The 17,512-nt window shown below is 44.0% G+C and carries 17 protein-coding genes; 8 read left to right on the forward strand and 9 right to left on the reverse strand.

Annotation, left to right across the window (positions count from 1 at the left end):
• Positions 1 to 422: 422 nt before the first annotated feature.
• Together B9Z54_RS03960 and B9Z54_RS03965 are read right to left on the reverse strand one after the other, a co-directional pair.
• Positions 423 to 746, reverse strand: coding sequence for a hydrolase (locus B9Z54_RS03960; protein WP_113927209.1), 324 nt, complete (start codon positions 744 to 746; stop codon positions 423 to 425).
• A gap of 52 nt (positions 747 to 798) precedes the next feature.
• A complete protein-coding gene (locus B9Z54_RS03965; RefSeq protein ID WP_240189791.1) occupies positions 799 to 1,209 on the reverse strand; it encodes a phage holin family protein in 411 nt (136 codons plus the stop codon).
• Between the two features lie 148 nt (positions 1,210 to 1,357).
• Here B9Z54_RS03965 and B9Z54_RS03970 point away from each other — a divergent pair, with 148 nt between their 5' ends.
• On the forward strand, positions 1,358 to 1,606 hold the full coding sequence (locus B9Z54_RS03970; protein ID WP_222928185.1) for a DUF6154 family protein: 249 nt from the start codon (positions 1,358 to 1,360) through the stop codon (positions 1,604 to 1,606).
• 44 nt (positions 1,607 to 1,650) lie between these two features.
• Here B9Z54_RS03970 and B9Z54_RS03975 read toward each other — a convergent pair whose 3' ends face one another.
• Positions 1,651 to 1,842: a hypothetical protein gene (locus tag B9Z54_RS03975; RefSeq protein WP_113927210.1), complete on the reverse strand. Its 192-nt coding sequence runs from the start codon at positions 1,840 to 1,842 to the stop codon at positions 1,651 to 1,653.
• A 141-nt stretch (positions 1,843 to 1,983) separates the two neighbouring features.
• Here B9Z54_RS03975 and ytzI point away from each other — a divergent pair, with 141 nt between their 5' ends.
• The 6 genes from ytzI (at position 1,984) to B9Z54_RS04005 (ending at position 7,079) form a co-directional block, all read left to right on the forward strand.
• The gene (ytzI, locus tag B9Z54_RS03980; RefSeq protein ID WP_113927211.1) at positions 1,984 to 2,160 is read left to right on the forward strand and encodes a YtzI protein; all 177 of its coding nucleotides are present in this window, start codon (positions 1,984 to 1,986) and stop codon (positions 2,158 to 2,160) included.
• A gap of 217 nt (positions 2,161 to 2,377) precedes the next feature.
• On the forward strand, positions 2,378 to 2,614 hold the full coding sequence (gene yidD, locus B9Z54_RS03985; RefSeq protein ID WP_113927212.1) for a membrane protein insertion efficiency factor YidD: 237 nt from the start codon (positions 2,378 to 2,380) through the stop codon (positions 2,612 to 2,614).
• 129 nt (positions 2,615 to 2,743) lie between these two features.
• A complete protein-coding gene (locus tag B9Z54_RS03990) occupies positions 2,744 to 3,937 on the forward strand; it encodes a metal ABC transporter solute-binding protein, Zn/Mn family (RefSeq protein ID WP_113927213.1) in 1,194 nt (397 codons plus the stop codon).
• Positions 3,938 to 4,419: 482 nt separating this feature from the next.
• Positions 4,420 to 5,772 (forward strand): cytochrome ubiquinol oxidase subunit I, encoded by a 1,353-nt coding sequence (locus B9Z54_RS03995; protein ID WP_113927214.1) that lies wholly within the window; start codon positions 4,420 to 4,422, stop codon positions 5,770 to 5,772.
• Positions 5,773 to 5,814: 42 nt separating this feature from the next.
• Positions 5,815 to 6,843 carry a cytochrome d ubiquinol oxidase subunit II gene (locus B9Z54_RS04000; protein WP_113927215.1) on the forward strand — a complete coding sequence of 343 codons (1,029 nt, stop codon included), beginning with the start codon at positions 5,815 to 5,817 and terminating at the stop codon, positions 6,841 to 6,843.
• A gap of 80 nt (positions 6,844 to 6,923) precedes the next feature.
• Complete coding sequence (locus B9Z54_RS04005) at positions 6,924 to 7,079, forward strand: DUF1540 domain-containing protein (RefSeq protein ID WP_113927216.1); 156 nt, start codon at positions 6,924 to 6,926, stop codon at positions 7,077 to 7,079.
• A 491-nt stretch (positions 7,080 to 7,570) separates the two neighbouring features.
• Here the strand turns inward: B9Z54_RS04005 and menC are convergent, their stop codons facing one another.
• The 6 genes from menC to B9Z54_RS04035 all read right to left on the reverse strand — a co-directional run bounded on the left by menC (position 7,571) and on the right by B9Z54_RS04035 (position 15,333).
• Complete coding sequence (gene menC / locus B9Z54_RS04010; protein WP_113927217.1) at positions 7,571 to 8,677, reverse strand: o-succinylbenzoate synthase; 1,107 nt, start codon at positions 8,675 to 8,677, stop codon at positions 7,571 to 7,573.
• A complete protein-coding gene (locus B9Z54_RS04015) occupies positions 8,667 to 10,166 on the reverse strand; it encodes an o-succinylbenzoate--CoA ligase (protein WP_113927218.1) in 1,500 nt (499 codons plus the stop codon). The genes menC and B9Z54_RS04015 overlap by 11 nt, the downstream gene beginning before the upstream one ends.
• Before the next feature lie 287 nt (positions 10,167 to 10,453).
• Positions 10,454 to 11,272, reverse strand: a complete 819-nt coding sequence (gene menB / locus B9Z54_RS04020) for a 1,4-dihydroxy-2-naphthoyl-CoA synthase (RefSeq protein ID WP_113927219.1) — start codon at positions 11,270 to 11,272, stop codon at positions 10,454 to 10,456.
• A gap of 14 nt (positions 11,273 to 11,286) precedes the next feature.
• Positions 11,287 to 12,093, reverse strand: coding sequence for a 2-succinyl-6-hydroxy-2,4-cyclohexadiene-1-carboxylate synthase (menH, locus tag B9Z54_RS04025; protein WP_113927220.1), 807 nt, complete (start codon positions 12,091 to 12,093; stop codon positions 11,287 to 11,289).
• Between the two features lie 110 nt (positions 12,094 to 12,203).
• The gene (gene menD, locus B9Z54_RS04030; RefSeq protein WP_113927221.1) at positions 12,204 to 13,937 is read right to left on the reverse strand and encodes a 2-succinyl-5-enolpyruvyl-6-hydroxy-3-cyclohexene-1-carboxylic-acid synthase; all 1,734 of its coding nucleotides are present in this window, start codon (positions 13,935 to 13,937) and stop codon (positions 12,204 to 12,206) included.
• The gene (locus B9Z54_RS04035) at positions 13,927 to 15,333 is read right to left on the reverse strand and encodes an isochorismate synthase (RefSeq protein WP_113927222.1); all 1,407 of its coding nucleotides are present in this window, start codon (positions 15,331 to 15,333) and stop codon (positions 13,927 to 13,929) included. Before B9Z54_RS04035 ends, menD begins: the two co-directional genes overlap by 11 nt.
• Positions 15,334 to 15,783: 450 nt before the next feature.
• Here B9Z54_RS04035 and B9Z54_RS04045 point away from each other — a divergent pair, with 450 nt between their 5' ends.
• Positions 15,784 to 16,704 (forward strand): 1,4-dihydroxy-2-naphthoate polyprenyltransferase, encoded by a 921-nt coding sequence (locus B9Z54_RS04045; RefSeq protein WP_113927224.1) that lies wholly within the window; start codon positions 15,784 to 15,786, stop codon positions 16,702 to 16,704.
• The last annotated feature ends 808 nt before the right edge of the window (positions 16,705 to 17,512 follow it).

Consider the following 17,512-nt stretch of genomic DNA (forward strand, 5'->3'; position numbering starts at 1 on the left):
TCTCTCACCAAAAGTGCTCACTCATGTATTCACTTGATCAACTTAGAAATATACCACAGCCAAACTCCATATTTGTGGCTGGAATAAGATAGAGCCCACCGTTAAAATTGATTACACCCATTATACTATTCTTCTAGAACTCCTTCATGTAAGAGTTATCAACCTTAAAAGGTTTTAAGTAAAATCGCAAACCTTTTAGACGATGCCTCCTACTTCCCAAACCATATTAACCCTAATTTACCTTCCTGTTTTTCTTACTCTAAGTCAGGTTGGGCAGCTAGACACTCCCTTGGTGACCTCCCCCCTTAATCTCAGGGAGGTTCGGGCAGCTAAACACCACCTGATAACATTTAACCCTTTTCCTTCCCGCTATAAGCTAAAAATGTCACACAAAACAAAAAACAGCACTCCAAAGAATGCTGTTAAGTCAGATCCGTCAAGATTCCCATGCTTTTGATATGCTGCTTAGCTTCCTCATCTCCTAGTGTATAAATCATCTGGTAGACATGAAGCAAGTTGTCGTCATAGGCATCATTATCTTTATCAAAATGATATTGAAGGTAAGGTGTATGGGCTCGGTAAAAGTTCCGCCAGTCTGTGGAATGCTGCTGGTCAAATACTTCCCTCAACCTGGTGATTTCCTCATCAGTGGCTGCTATTTTAAAATTCCATGGAGAATCGGTAGAACTTCGGGATATTTCTCCTGTTGCAACTTCAATGTAGTAATCATGTTTTTCTTCTTCCATGAGTTCCACCCCTTCACAGTGTTACTTATCTTTTCCCTCAAATAAGGAAAATTTATTCAGACTTATTTTTCCTGTTGAACTTGTTCCTCAATGACTTTACTGCTCCACTCAAAAATGGAGGAATCGGCAGACCTGCCCTGCCTGCATTTTCAATAATCGATAATACTTCATTGCAAGTATAAAAAATTATGGTGGAATCCCGAATAATATGCTGATTTCCAAGTATAGTATCAATAAGGTGGGCGGCAGCGACCAAGCTGAAGACAAGAACTTTTTTCCCTATTCCTTTCAGCCCTGTTTTGCTCGAAAGTTCACCATTTATCCCGGACGCAATCACCCCGGTAATATAATCAAGAATCATGGCAATTGTCAGCACCAACAGCAATTGATTCCAGCCGCTGCTCGTCATATTGGATACTGTCGAGGTGATGATTGACGCAAATGGAATAATCAGTTTGTTCATCCCATTCCCTCCCCTCTGAAAACAAAATGTGATTAACCTGCTGTAAAAAGGGTAAATATTGAATAAGTGGTTGTCCCTTTATTCATCATATGACGAAAAGTTTCTTACGGTTATAGATATGAAAAAAATGAGTCAGGAGGTGGTAGACATGAAGCTGGTGGAGGAGCTGTATGAAATTTACAGAGGCAAAATCAGGGGAACTGAAGAAGATTTGGATATGATCGCCTTAACAATACTTGAGGAATCCTCAAGAAAAGAGCTACTGAACATCATCGAAGAGATGGACAACGAGGAACTTCACTATTTTATCCGTTTATACATATTGGAAACGTTAAAGGAAAAGCTGACATCCGGAGATCATGAAGAAAAGCATAATTACAGACGGAATATTCATTGAACCAAAAAACTCCCGAAGAGCAGCCACTCTTCGGGAGTTTTTTCTCACCCCTTCAAATCGACAGAGCCGCCTTTAAAAGGATGAGGAGCTTCTTTCACTTGGGCTGTCTCAGTCATATTTTCCATCATGGCTGTTGCTCCAGCCATCTGAGACGCCATTTGACTTTGCAGGAGACTTAAGTTCAAAGTGTGCTGAAGTTCAGCCGTCTGCCTGCCCATCATTGCAGATAAGTTCATCAAGGTCCCTCATCTCTTTTAAAAATGTATGTATGATCAGAGAAGTCTTACTATAAAATTAACAGATTTCCGGGATAATAGGAATAGTATTAACTCGCTTTCACCTTCATGGTAAAATAATTGAAAAGGGAGGAATCAGTTATGGGTTATGTTGGTGTACTCGTCATCTCCATCATCCTAATCGTCATAATTATATTGGTAAGCGTGCTGACCACCAGCAAGGCATACGATTATAAACATACGGTGGATCCGATTGAAAACAATCCCCATCTCGATGTCGATGAGGATCAAAATAAAAGCGAAGATAAACATTCTTAAAAAGGGCGGTTAAGAAGAGGGCAGCTTTCTCAGGAAAATTGCACTCTTTTTAGTTTGGTGCAAATAACTTTGGCTCACAACCGGCCAGCGGGTCTTTTACATTCGTATATAATTATACGGAAAAGACATTATCAAAATGGTCATTGCTGCTTTAGAAGTTTTAAATTCACAATAGACATGATATATTTTTGGTATAACCGTATTCAGGAGGCCAGTCATGAAAAAAATATTTCTTGGGCTGATACGCATTTACCAATTGGTTATATCGCCTTTAAAGCCTCCGACTTGCAGATTTTATCCAACCTGTTCCCATTATGGAATGGAATCCATCAAACGATTTGGAGCCCTGCGGGGAGGCTGGCTGACAATAAAAAGAATAGTGAAATGTCATCCTTTTCATCCGGGAGGGATCGATGAAGTTCCTGAAAAATGGCCATCAAGCGAAAAAACTTGATGGTTTTTTCCTTGCATTTATTGTCCGGCGATAGTAAAATCATCTAGGGGTTACAAATCGTAATGATTACTTTTTATTAATAAAAATTATTCTGACATTCCCATAATAATTTTAAAGAGGAGGAGAAACATGAAACGCTTAAAATTACTGGTCAGCGTCACCTTCCTATCGCTGCTTGCTGCATGCGGAGGTACCGGGACTGACAATGAAAACACCACTGATTCTGATACGCTAAAAGTTTACACAACCGTCTACCCATTAAGTGATTTCACTGAAAAAATCGGAGGGGAATACGTGGAGACAGAATCCATTTATCCTCCTGGTGCTGATGAGCACACATTTGAACCTTCCCAAAAAGATATGATGATGTTGTCTGATGCAGACGTTTTCTTTTACATTGGATTGGGATTAGAAGGATTTGTTGATAAAGCAGAAGACGTTCTGGAAAACGAGAATGTAACAATGGTTGCCGCAGGCGCTGCACTGGAAGGCAGTCTTGAAGGCGAAGAAGAGCATTCTGATGAGCTCGCGCATGAAGACGACGAAGAACATTCTGACGAGCACGCTCATGAAGAAGAAGGTCATTCGGACGAGCATGCTCATGAAGACGAGGAAGAACATTCTGACGAGCACGCTCATAAAGACGACGAAGAACATTCTGACGAGCACGCTCATGAAGACGACGAAGAGCATTCTGACGAGCACGCTCATGAAGAAGAAGAAGGTCATTCGGACGAGCATGCTCATGAAGACGAAGAAGAGCATTCAGAAGAAGACGGCCACAACCATGACCATGACGTCGATCCACATGTTTGGCTGGACCCTGTTTATTCTAAAGAATTAGCGCACAGCATCTATGAAGGACTTTCTGAAAAGATGCCTGAACAAGAAGAAACATTTAAGGAAAACTATGATCAATTAGTTTCTCAGCTGGATGAGCTCAACGAATCATTTGAAGACACTGTCTCTCACGCAGAACATAGCCAGATCTTTGTTGCTCATGCTGCTTATGGCTATTGGGAACAACGCTACGGCATTGAACAGGTAGCCATTTCAGGGATTTCTTCAACGGATGAACCGTCTCAGCAGGAGTTAAAAGAAATCATTGATTCAGCCCGGGAGAACAATATTGAGTACATCCTCTTTGAGCAAAATGGCTCATCTAGATTGACCGAAGTGGTCCAAAAAGAAATCGGTGCTGAAGAACTTTTCTTGCACAATCTTGGTGTCCGTACTCAGGAAGATATTGACGAAGAGAAAGACTACTTTGACTTAATGAATGACAATATAAAAACACTGCAGAGAGCCCTTGGCAGTGAATGATTGGGAAGTGCTGACTTAAGTGGTCAGCACTTTTTTTATACATATTGTTGATTGTTCAGTTGGTGAAATATTGCCGACTGCTGTTTCACCGATAAAAATAGGTTCCCGCTGAATACCTGGAAAACGAGCCTGCACATTTACTGAATTCGATTTAGCCGATAAACAAGCCTTTTCCTCTGTTAAGCATCAGATGCTCTTTTTACTGCACCAAGCACCAAGTTTCTGATTCTTAAATTTCATGCTGTATAAACGCTCTTTTTACTGCACCAAGTTTCTAATTTCCGGAATTGATGCAGTATGTTTTCGCCGTTCAAAAGCTTTAGACCCCCAACTCTTATTGAGCCATGCCATGGTTGGCTTTCTCCTTTACATCCACTCAAAGTAACTTTTAAAATCTTAATTCCCTCAATTGGATAACTCTGCATAATTTCTATTCTTTGGAGAAGAATATAACCGTCAATCACAACTAAAGGAGTAACATTATGGATGATTTAGTCATTGCACGGTCAATGTTCGGAACAACTATGGGGTTTCACATCATTTTTGCCACTCTAGGTGTGGCTATTCCGATGATGATCCTCATTGCAGAACTGCTTTATCAGAAAACGAAAGACCGCGAGTATGAAATCATGGGAAAAAGATGGACCAAAGCCTTTGCGGTGCTTCTGGGGGTCGGTATTCCTTCAGGTACAATAGCCGGTGTTCAGCTCTCTCTTCTTTGGCCTGGTTTTATGGAGGTCGTCGGAAGGGTCATGGCCCTGCCATTTCAAATTGAAATCTACGCCTTTTTTGTTGAGGCTCTATTTATGTCCATCTATGTATATGCGGCTAATCGAATTGCTCCATGGATGAGGATTCTGAGCCTGACATTCGTGGTGCTGGGGGGATTGGCGTCTGCCGTTCTTATCACAAACGTCCATGCCTTTGAGGGCACTCCCGCCGGTTTCAGGATGGTCAATGGAGAAATTGTCGATGTGGATCCTTGGAAAGCCTTTTTCAATCCGAGTTTCTTTGTAACGGCTGGACATGTTGCGCTGTCAGCCTATGTCACGGGAGGATTTGTCATAGCCTCTGTCGCCGCCTATAAAATGATGAAAGCGGACTTTGGCAGCCGTGTCTATAAATTTCATCGAAAAGCCTTGGTGCTTGGTTTGCTCGTCGGCGGGTTTTTTGCCTTCTTTACTGCCATCAATGGCCATGAATCAGCGCAGATGCTCCATGAGTATCAGCCTGAAAAGCTTGCCGCTGCCGAGGGATTATTTGAGACACAGCGTTATGCTCCGCTGGCTATAGGAGGGTTCACTGACAGAGAAACACAGGAAGTGAAGTGGGGTATTGAAATCCCGTGGGCTTTGAGTTTCCTTGCTGGAGACAGTTTCAAAACCGAAGTCATCGGACTGAATGATTTTCCGGAAGAATACTGGCCGCCTCTTTTCGTCCATACGCTTTTTAACGCAATGGTTGGGATCGGCAGCCTATTGATTTTACTTGGACTGATGGCTTTTGTGTGGAACAAGCTGCTGAAAAAAGACCGCTTCCCGAAATGGATGATGTGGTTGTTTGTTGCCGGTGGTCCCTTATCTATCCTGGCAATTGAATTCGGCTGGATCTTTGCCTGTACCGGCAGACAGCCATGGACCATCTACAGGATGTTGAGCACCGAGGATTCCGTGACCACAACTGGAAACCTTGCAACACTGTTTGTCGCTTTTACATCCGTTTATGTAGTGCTCGGGATTGCGGTAGTATCAGTTCTCATGTACTACTTCAAAAGGCATCCTGCTGAAGATGATTTGAATAAAGTCGAACACACAGAGACTGGATTTTTCTCGTAACCTCAATTACATACACTGAGGAACACCTATGGAGGTGAAAAGATGTCGAATGAATTATTGGCTATCACGGTCTTATGGGGATTTGTCTTCATCTATGCCGTCATGGCAACCATGGATTTCGGAGCGGGATTCTGGTCAATGGTATATATCAATCACGAAAAAACGAAAGCGACCAATATTGCGAATAGGTATCTCTCACCTACTTGGGAAGTGACCAATACTTTCATCGTAGCAATTGTTGTGGCAATCTACAGTTTCTTCCCGGGGGCAGCCTATTCACTTGGAACAGTTCTGCTGGTTCCGGGCAGTATGATTTTGCTGCTGCTTGCTTTAAGAAGCGCCTTTCTTGTTTTTTCACATGTGGCAGATGACTATAGGAAGATCCTGACTTATATTTCCGGGATAACCGGCCTGCTGATTCCAGGTCTCCTCATCAGTGTCCTGCCGATTTCACATGGAGAGTTTGTCGATTTTGAAAATGGACAGACCCTGCAGTTGGGAAAATTGTTCACAAGTCCGCATGAATATGCTTTCATCGGATTTGCCATCAGCTCGACGCTCTTCTTATCCTCCCTTTTGCTGGCGGACTATTCTAAAGCGTCGGATGAACTGGATGCCTACCGTGTTTACCGGAGAGATGCCATGATAACCGGACCTCTCTCCCTTATTACAGCATTGCTGATCATGTTCACCATGCAGACAGAAGCATCCTGGATTTATGAAAAAATGATGGAAGATCAGCTTCTCCTAATACTTTCACTGCTCGGCTTCCTTGTTGCCGGCGGGGCACTTTTTTTACCCACTGATAAAAAAGGAATCAAGGGAATGCCGAGAATCGCTGTTATTGCCATTACTCTTCAGTATCTGATCGCGAGCTACGTATACGGGAAGGCTCATCTTCCTTACATCATCTATCCAGAGGTGACCATCCAATCCGGCTTTACAGACCCTAATTCTTTTAAAGCCGTCTTTATCACCTATATTGTCGGCTTTGCGATTCTGTTTCCCGGGTTTGTGTATTTCTGGAGTCTGTTCATGAATGATAAACGTTATTTGAAACAGAAGACTTAAATAAGATTTACCACTCATAAAACTTCCCTTTTTCATCAAAACTAACCATGTACGGAATTTCTGACATGGGAGTGATAATGATGGCTAAGGACGTATTATGCGAGGTCAACAACTGCCACTACTGGAAAAAAGGAAACCACTGTGGTGCTGAACAGATTTATGTGGTCAGCCATTCAGGCAAACAGGCGGATGACCAGCATGAAACTGACTGCAAAACTTTCGAACCGATTTCATAATGTGAAAAGGGAGGCTGATATGTTCAGCCTCCCTTCTGCTTGCCATAAGAATTTAAGTACTGGCTCTGCTTCCGATTTTGTCTTAATCTAAACCAAAACCATTATATAGTCACCGTTTATGAATTGAATTGTTGATTTCCACTACAGGTGCCGACTCCGCGGGGCGGGCGGTGAGCCTCCTCGGCTTTGCCTGCGGGGTCTCACCTGTCCCGCTAATCCCGCTGGAGATCGGACACCTTCCGTTCCAATCAACCCTTTGTAACTAATTATACCCTGAAACCTTGGACTGTTAAGAAGACTTAATACGCTGTTGTAAATGTTATTTCAAAAGTTTTACATCAAACGATATCCTATATCAATGTACCAGTAATGATTATGAAGTCTATTTACAGTTTTCAGGTAAGCTGAACTTATATTGCTAAATGAGCACCTCTACTTTTAATCGATGTAATAATTATTATAGCCTGTTCAAATGGTCCTCGTTCCAATCTTCAAAGCGAGTATTCCTCAGTGTACAAAGTGACTTCCTTCAACCTCTTCCGATTCAGCTCCACACCAATTCCCGCTTCTTGAGGCACACTAATTTTTCCATTGATGACCTGTATTTCCGGCTTGATGATATCCTGTTCCCAGTATCTTGATGAAGAAGAAATATCCCCTGGGAAATCAAAGCCTTCTAATGTAGAAAGGGCTATGTTATGCGAACGGGATATCCCAAATTCCAGCATACCTCCGCACCAAACCCGTACTCCTTCACGCCCGCACAAGTCATGAATGGATATTGCTGTCGAGTAGCCTCCAACACGGCCAAGCTTGATATTGATGTAGCCGCAGCTTCCCAATGCTATGGCGCTTTTTGCGTCATGGAAGGATGAGATGCTTTCGTCAAGGCAAATACTTGTCTTCATTTCCTTTTGAAGAAGGCTATGCTCATAAATATCGTCAATTCCTAAAGGCTGTTCGATCATCTCCAAACCTAACTCATCCAGCCTCTTCAACCTGTCTATATCCTTCAGCGTATATGCCGAATTGGCATCTGCCATCAACCGCAGATGAGGGAACTCATGCCGAATCTCTTTTATCAATTCATAGTCATTTGAAGGAGAGATTTTCACTTTAATTCGTTCATAACCATCCCTGACGAACTCATGAACCTGGTCAATGGTTTGGGAGACTGTAGGAGCACCTGCCACCGCGCCTGCGGGAATCACCTCTCTGGTCCCGCCAAGCACCTTCCACAACGGTTTATCCAGCTGCTTTGCATACAAATCCCATACAGCACTTTCCAAAGCAGCTTTCGCCATATTGTTTCTTCTCACTGTAGAAAACAATTTGTAAGCATCCCCAGGATGAGCCAATGTCGATTTCAATAACAGAGGAATCAAGATCTCCTCCAGGATATGAAGCGATGTACCGACAGTTTCCTCCGTATACCACGGAGTGCTGAAGGCGACTCCTTCCCCGTACCCCCTTATTCCATTATCATCCACTACTTCTATGATGATGCCTTTCCGCTCCTTCACTGTTCCCAAATGAGTCGAAAAAGGCTTTTTCAGCTCCATCTGAATGACATGGAGGATCACCTTATCAATTTTCATTGAAATCCCCCTTGTCGAGGAGTTCTCTCAAGTCCCTGCGCAGCAGTTTATTGGATGCATTCCGGGGCAGACTTTCTAAAAAGTAAAAATGATGAGGAACCTTATACCCCGCAAGCCTGCTTCGACAGAAAAGCTCCACTTCAGAAGCAGTAAGAGGGCTTTCTTTAACGATAAATGCAGCCGGAACCTGACCCCACTTATCCGATGGAAGTCCTATGACACCCGCCTCTGCAATAGCAGGATGAGCAGCCAGTACAGATTCAATTTCAGCAGGATAAACATTTTCTCCGCCAGAGATGATCAAGTCTGAACGCCTGTCCAAAACAAAGAGAAAGCCGTGGTCATCCAGATAGCCAATATCTCCAGTCAAGAACCATCCTTCGACAAAACTCTCTTTGTTTGCCTCCTCCCGATTATAGTATCCCCGGGTTACATTCGGACCCCTGACTGCGATTTCACCTTGGACATTAGCCGCTGCTTCTTGGCCGTTATGCAAAATTTTCATTTCACAAGGAAACAAAGGCTTTCCGGCAGAACCTAGTTTGGCAAGGCTGTCCTCTGGAGATAAAGTGACAAACTGTGAGGAAGTCTCTGTCATTCCGTACGTTTGATAAACCGGAATTCTTTTGTCCTTACACTGTTCCAGCATACTTTTCGGTGCTGGTCCTCCACCAAGCAGCATACAACGGAAGTCCCGATGATAGCTTCCCTGTCCAAGGTTCTTCAGAAGTCTTTGAAGCATGGCGCTTACTACAGAGATGATTGTTACATTCCCTACTTTAAGCTCACCATTAATAGCTTCCTCATCGAACTTTTCATGGAGCTTAATTTCCATCCCATAAATGATGCTTCTCATCAAGATCGAATACCCGCTGATATGAAAAAGCGGCACAGCACACAGCCAAACATCGGTTTCCTTGAGTCCCAGATTCAATGCAGATCCTACAGCGCTCCACCAATGATTATTGTATGATTGCAAAACTCCCTTTGGTTTGCCTGTCGTCCCGGACGTAAACATAATGGTACAGACACTGTCCATCTCAACCCGATCCTGAGGCAGGAAGTTGCCTAACCGCATAGACTCCACCTCAGCAAGCGAGAAAACACACTCGTTCTGAATATTCTTCTTCAACTTCAGCGCTTCATTTTCGAATTCCTCATCATAAAGTAAAGCACTGATACTGGTATCCTGTATTTGAAACCTTAGTTCCTCTAAAGTGAGGCGGTTGTTCAGCATCACAGCTGTCACCCCTGCCTGCTGAAGGGCAAGCAGAAGAAAGTAACCCTCTTTTGTATTTTTGATCAATACACCGGCTTTACTTCCCTTCTTGAGATAGAGCTTATTTTGTAAAGACCCTGCCCAGCTGCAGGCCGTCTCATAGACTTTCCTGAAAGTATAAGACTCCCCTTTGAAAGTTACTGCCTTTCTCTCAGGAGTCAAGAAGGCCCTCTGTTTTAGTAAGTTGGGCAGGAAGAAATGATTCTCCATTTTGAAGTCTCCAATCCAATGTGTTTCTCTCTTTAATTTGTAATGACGAGTATCTTAGTATTCATTCAGCTATTGAGCAGCCTGGTACCAGCAGCCGTTGAGTTGGTCTACGAATGGCTCCATCACACACTTAGTTCAGCCATTATCATCTGGTTTATCGATTCCTGCAAACATCTTTCTCGTTCTAAGAAACAGTCCAGCCCTGCTGCACTCCAACCATCTTATAAAATAAATTTGAAAAAAGCTTGATGGAAGATTCCATCAAGCTGAGCTAAACATCTTCCCTATTAAGGGAAACGAGGGAATTGTCCGAAGTCCGGCTTGCGTTTTTCCTTGAACGCATCGCGGCCCTCTTTCGCCTCTTCTGTTGTGTAGTATAAAAGTGTTGCATCGCCAGCAAGCTGCTGCAGACCAGCAAGGCCGTCTGTATCAGCATTAAATGCCGCTTTCAGGAAGCGAAGTGCAGTCGGGCTCTTCTCGAGCATTTCAGACGCCCACTGAACCGTTTCTTCTTCCAGCTTCTCATAAGGTACCACCGTGTTGACCAAGCCCATCTCACGAGCTTCTTCTGCGCCATACTGACGGCATAGGTACCAGATTTCTTTCGCTTTCTTGTGGCCGACGATACGCGCAAGGTAACCAGCACCGTATCCTGCATCAAAGCTGCCCACTTTTGGACCAGTTTGTCCAAATACAGCGTTGTCAGCAGCGATAGTAATGTCACATACTACATGAAGCACATGGCCTCCGCCGATAGCATATCCTGCCACCATTGCGATGACCGGCTTAGGAATTACACGGATCAAACGCTGCAGGTCAAGAACATTTAAACGAGGGATTTCATCTTCACCAACATATCCGCCATGGCCGCGGACTCTCTGATCTCCTCCTGAACAAAATGCATGCTCTCCTGCACCTGTAAGGATGATGACGCCTACATTAGAATCATCTCTTGCATATGCAAATGCATCAATCAATTCCATGACTGTTTTCGGACGGAATGCATTGCGGACTTCAGGACGATTAATGGTGATTTTCGCTATTCCATTATATGTTTCATACAAAATGTCTTCATAATTTCTTGCGCTTACCCATTCAAATGACATAACGGGAAACCTCCTTATGTATTCTTTAAGAACTCCCTTACTATTGTACCAAACTTTTCAGGTTCTTCCACATGTAATGCATGACCTGCGCCAGGAACTTTTACAATAGATGCATTCAGCGCGCGATTCTTCATTTCTTCAGCAATCATGCAAAACTTCCTGTCCAGTTCCCCTACTATATAAAGCATCCCCATCGGAAGATTTCTTAATTCCTCCCAATAACAAGGCTGGCTGCCTGTCCCCATCCCTTTTAAACTGTTAGCGAGTCCGATGGGATCCTGGGCAAGTCTGCTCTTTCTGATGGCTTCCTGCTCAACTGCCGGAAGCCGTTTTTGGGATGAGAACAGCGGAATCCCTTCCCAGTATTCAACAAATTCACTTAGGCCCTGGGACAAAATCATATCCGCAAGCTTTTCATCATCTTGTGTTCTTTGGTTCCTTTCAGCTTCTGTCTTTAATCCCGGTGATGAACTTTCTAAAATCAAAGCTTTCACCTTGTCAGGATAAGCTGCGGCAAAGGCAATTGCCAGCCTTCCGCCCATCGAATACCCAAGCAGATAAACTTCTGTGATATCCAGCTTTTCCAGGAGAACCTTCAAGTCCTCTACTGCCTGTTCCATCCTGTAACGAAGGGGATTTCCTGGTGAATCGGTTTTTCCATGCCCCAATAGGTCCACGGCAATCGTTTTATAATCATTTAAAAAAGGCAGAAGATGCTCCCAAGTGCTGCCGTCACCTGTAAAACCGTGAAGAAGCAATACAGGAATCCCTTCACCTTTGATATCGACATGATAATGGACGCCATTAATAACCATTCGCAAAACCCCTGTATAAATTATTGTCATTTCCGCCAGGTTCTTAAGTAGTAAAAACAGCTATTTTCTGCACTTATGCTCTCTAATTCGTGTGCTTTCTCAATATTTCCGGCGAACTATAGCAGCTTTTCTATTTCCCGGGAAACATTATTCCACATTTCTCGATGATTGCGGACATTTTCATCACGATTAGTGACAGCCTCAATGATGGAGATCCCTTCAGCAGACTGCCAATCGGACAATGACTTCTCTAATGATTCAAGGGTGTCAGCTTTGGAATGCTCCGCCCCATATAAGTTAGCAGCATGGCTAAAATCAAGATCGGCAGGAGTACCAAATAAATGTTCAAAATGATCTTTTTCTTTTGCTTGAGGCAAGTAAGAAAAAATGCCTCCTCCATTATTATTGACCAGCAGAATCTTTAGATTGAGTCCACACATTTTCCCTGCAAGCAACCCATTCATATCGTGGTAGAAGGCAAGGTCGCCAATCACAAGGTAGGTTGGTTGTCCACACACGCTGACTCCCAGAGCCGTGGAGACCACACCGTCGATTCCGTTGGCTCCCCGATTCCCCATCACTTTGATTCTTTTATCATTATTAAGGAAAAAGGTGTCCAAATCCCGGATCGGCATACTGTTGCTGGCAAATACAATCGAGTCCTCAGGCAATGCACCAATTAAACGCTTCACTGCCATCCCTTCATCCAGCGAATCGTTTCCGACATGATAACCCGTTATCAGTTCTTGTGTCTTTTGATTGATGCCAACCCACGTCTTCAGCCAGCTTTCATTGGAAGGGGAGGTCTTCACCGATTCAGACAGTGCATTTAAAAATTCTGCTTCGTCTGCGAAAATCATCTCGGTAGCCTTGCCTGCGGGGTCACGCCACATTCCGCCAGAATCGACGACCCAATGCTCGATATCCTGATTTTTCAAATAAAGAGTCAATGCTTTCGACACCGGCATGGCTCCCACCCGGATCACAATGTCGGGCTCCACCAACTTTTTAAACTTCTCTATACGCAGGAAGCTGTCATAGCCGTCAATCACATTTGATTTGTCATGGGTTCCGCTTCGCAAGGAAGAAAGCGGATCGGCAAGCACCGGAAATTGAACCTTTTCAGAAAGCCTGATAACGGCATCGACCACACCGGGATCCGCCTGGGGACCGCAAACAATGATCCCTTTTCGTTTCTGAGCAAGAATCTGCGACAGCCGTTCCAGGACTGCGGATGAAACACTTCCCGAACCTGTAGTGACCGCAGTCTGTACTTTGCCCTCTTTAAAGGAATGATTCATATCCGGTACAAGAGGTTCTCTGAGCGGAAAATTGAAGTGTACAGGTCCTTCAGGCAGGCTTCTTGCCAGTGCTGCCCCGCGGGAGGCTGCTCTCCTGGCATACTGAATCATGGAATCGGTATGCTCAGGCAGTGCCATTTCATCAAACCATTTCACATGGCTTCCAAAAAGATTGATTTGGTTAATGGCCTGTGGAGCACCAATTTCCCTCAATTCATGAGGCCTGTCTGCTGTCAGGACAACAAGCGGCACTCTCGAATAATGCGCTTCGATGACCGCAGGAAAATAGTTTGCAGCAGCCGTACCGGATGTACAGAGGATAGCGACAGGTTCATTGTCCGCTTTAGCCATCCCCAACGCAAAAAAGGCAGCCGACCTTTCATCTATATTGATGAAGACCTCCACATTTGGATGTTTGGCGAATAGAAGCGCCAGGGGCGTGGAACGGGAGCCGGGGCTGATCACCACTTTTTTGACTCCCGATGCATGTAATTCTTCTATAAAAGCAGAAAGATATTCGGTTAAAGATTTCTGATGATCATAATCCATCAGTGTTTCCCCCTAATGCCCGGAACATTGGTTTAAATTTGATTTGGGTCTCGCGGTATTCGCTTTCTGCTGTTGAATCTGCCACAACCCCGCAGCCGGAAAATAGATAAGCCTCATCTTTATGAATCAGGCCAGAGCGGATTGCTACAGCAAACTCGCCATTTCCGTATGAGTCCATCCAGCCAACGGGAGCTGCATAAAGGCCCCTGTCCATTTTTTCAGCATACTTGATCGTCTCCATAGCCTTTTCCCTCGGCACCCCGCCCAGAGCAGGTGTTGGGTGAAGCTGGGCAATGAAGTTTAATATGGTGGCCTCTTGATAGGCCTTCCCTTTTACCGGTGTATAGAGATGCTGAATGTCTCTCACCTTCATCAGTTCAGGTTTATTCGGCATATCGACCTCTGAACAGTGCTGCTGAAGGACGTCACGGATCATGTCCACTACCAAATTATGTTCGTAAAGGTTTTTTGCATCATGAAGCAGGCTTTCCCCAAGCATGTTATCCTCTTCCGGATTGCTCCCTCTTGCAATAGACCCGGCAAGGCAGGTTGAAAGGATTGCTTCACCTTCTTTTTTAACAAGCCTTTCTGGAGACGCTCCAAGGAAACAGCTGTTAGCTACCTCGAGCGAAAATAGGAAGCTGTCCTGCTGTTCATTCCAAAGGTTTTGAATCACTTCATCTGAATGCGGCCTGTCCTTGAACGACATCAGCATCTTCCTCGCCAGCACAACCTTCTCCATCTCACCATTTTTCAGCTGAGAAACAACTTTTTCAAGAGCTGTCTTCCATTCTTCTGGAGCGATTTCCTTGGTATCAAGCAAATTCAGATTTGAGGTACCTGTTCCCTTTTGCCCCAGCAGCTCTTCTTGCTTCTTTTCCATAATATCGAGCAAGCCTTCGTCATCCTGGGAGGTACATAGAATATTGGTCGTCAAATAGCATTCATCGCCAGTAACGGTTAACATAAAAGTCGGCATCTGAAAGATACCATGTGAAAAATCAGTCCACTCCTTCGATCTCGGAACAGTCGGATCGAATGAAAAACCGCCAAATAAAAGCGGGCCAGTTCCGGCGGTCTCCCCGTCAGACTCTATCACCGCATTCGCAATTAAGCGCTTCCACTCGTTTTCAATCGAAGTGTAACGGTCACCCTCTGAATCATTCCTAACCATATATGTGCTGCCTAAACCGGCGATTTTTGTATTGTTTTCTTTGTCCTTCCAAAAAAAGCGTTCTCCGTTATATAGAGAGATACCCTTTGTATAAAATGAAAGGGGGTTTACGTGGCTGACTTTTTGAACTGCACTGTATAAAACCGGTATGCCTTCTGCTTTGGCTTTCGCTAATGCCTTATTAAAGCTTTCCCCGATTTTGACATCTTGTATAATACTCAAAACAATCCCCCCATAAAGCCTTTTCCATAGGCTTTTTCGTAAACTTTGTTGCTAATATGACTATCATAAATTAACGACATATTTTACCGGAAATATCCTGATAAGCAAGAAAGAAAAGAGCTGCTCTCTCCGTTAAGATAACTAAACCTTTGTATCCTGGGATATCCGAAAGCAACAATTTATAGAAAAAAGCCTTTTCCTTAAGATTTAAACCTATTTTAAGATACACCTGACATATTAACGTGTCAACGCTCAACAATTTATTTCCTTATTATATAATAACCTCTTTTTCCTCATTTGAGAAACGGAACGTTTCGACTTGCGGCTTATGGAAAATAACACCTTCCGGCTTTTTGAAAAAGTTATTGACACATTTGTGTCCTTTACCTAAACTTTAATCTGTAAAGCAATTGTAACCTTACTATTTTCCACAATTAAGGAGAGACAAAAATGGAGACTTATACGTCCAATATTGTGGAGTCAGATAAAGGCTGGCGTATCTGGTGGCAGCTTACCAGACCGCATACACTCACAGCCGCATTTGTACCCGTCCTGCTGGGAACCGCCCTTGCTGTTCAGTACGGGGAAATTGACTGGCTTCTATTTTTAGCTATGTTGGCGGCCAGCATCCTGATCCAGGCCGCAACGAACATGTTCAATGAATACTATGATTTTGCCAGGGGCCTTGATAATGAGAACTCCATTGGCATAGGCGGAGCGATTGTCCGCAACGGCGTGAAACCTTCCACTGTAAAAGGGCTCGCATTCAGCCTTTACGGCATTGCATTCTTACTAGGGTTATACATCTGTGCAAACAGCAGCTGGTGGCTTGCCGTAATAGGCTTAGTTTGCATGGCGGCAGGTTATTTTTATACTGGTGGACCTGTTCCAATTGCCTATACGCCTCTTGGTGAGGTTGTGGCAGGGTTCTTTATGGGGATTGTCATCATATTGATTTCCTTCTACATCCAAACTGGTACCGTAACCCTTTCAAGCCTATTGATTTCCATCCCGATCTTTATCCTGGTCGGCATGATCCTGATGGCCAACAACATCCGTGATCTCGACGGAGATAAAGAAAACGGCAGAAAGACTCTCGCAATCCTTCTTGGGAGAAAAAATGCAATCACCCTTCTGGGGTCCATGTTTGCACTATCCTACCTCTGGATCATCGGATTGGTCTTGGCGGGATCCTTTACCCCTTGGCTGCTGATCTGCTTAGTCAGTATTCCAAAAGCCTATAAAGCATACAAAGGTTTTATAGGAAAAACGATGCCGCTCCAAATGATGCCTGCCATGAAAGCAACCGCGCAAACGAATACCATTTTTGGTTTTCTGCTTTCGATCGGGTTGTTCATCAGTTATATCTAAGTGAGAAAGACCAGCTGTTTAAAATGGCTGGTCTTTTCTATTCGCTCTTCTATGGCAGGTGAAAAGTAATGGAATTCCGCTCCAGGCGGACGACTCCGCTGGGCGGGGGTGTGCCTCCTGCGTAAAGGAGGATGAAGGTAAGAAATCACCATCTTATATCTCCACTCCCTCGCGTTGGATACACATCTTCACTAAAAAGCACTAACTCTTGTATCCACCTCGACCCTCTGGATACATATCTTCAGCAAAAAGCATTAACTCTTGTATCCACCTCGACCCTCTGGATACATATCTTCACTAAAAAACAGCCACTCTTGTACCCACCTCGTGCCTCTGGATACACATCTTCACTAAAAAGCATCCACTCTTGTATCCACCTCGGCTCTCTTAATACATATCTTCACTAAAAAGCACTAACTCTTGTACCCACTTCGACCCTCTGGATACATATCTTCATCAAAAAGCACTAACTCATGTACCCACCTCGGGCCTCTGGATACATATCTTCACTAAAAAGCAGCCACTCTTGTATCCACCACGACCCTCTGGATACACATCTTCACTAAAAGCACCTTCTCATGTATCCACCTCGGCCCTCTGGATACACATCTTTACTAAAAACACTAACTCATGTATCCACCTCGACATCTTCACTAAAAAGCAGCCACTCTTGTATCCACCTCGGCCTTCTAGATACATATCTTCATCAAAAAGCATTAACTCTTGTATCCACCTCGACCCTCTGGATACATATCTTCAACTAAAACATTAACTCATGTATCCACCTCCACCCTCTGGATACATATCT

The sequence above is a fragment of the Bacillus sp. P14.5 genome, from assembly GCF_003316765.1.
Classification (GTDB): Bacteria; Bacillota; Bacilli; order Bacillales; family Bacillaceae_B; genus Rossellomorea.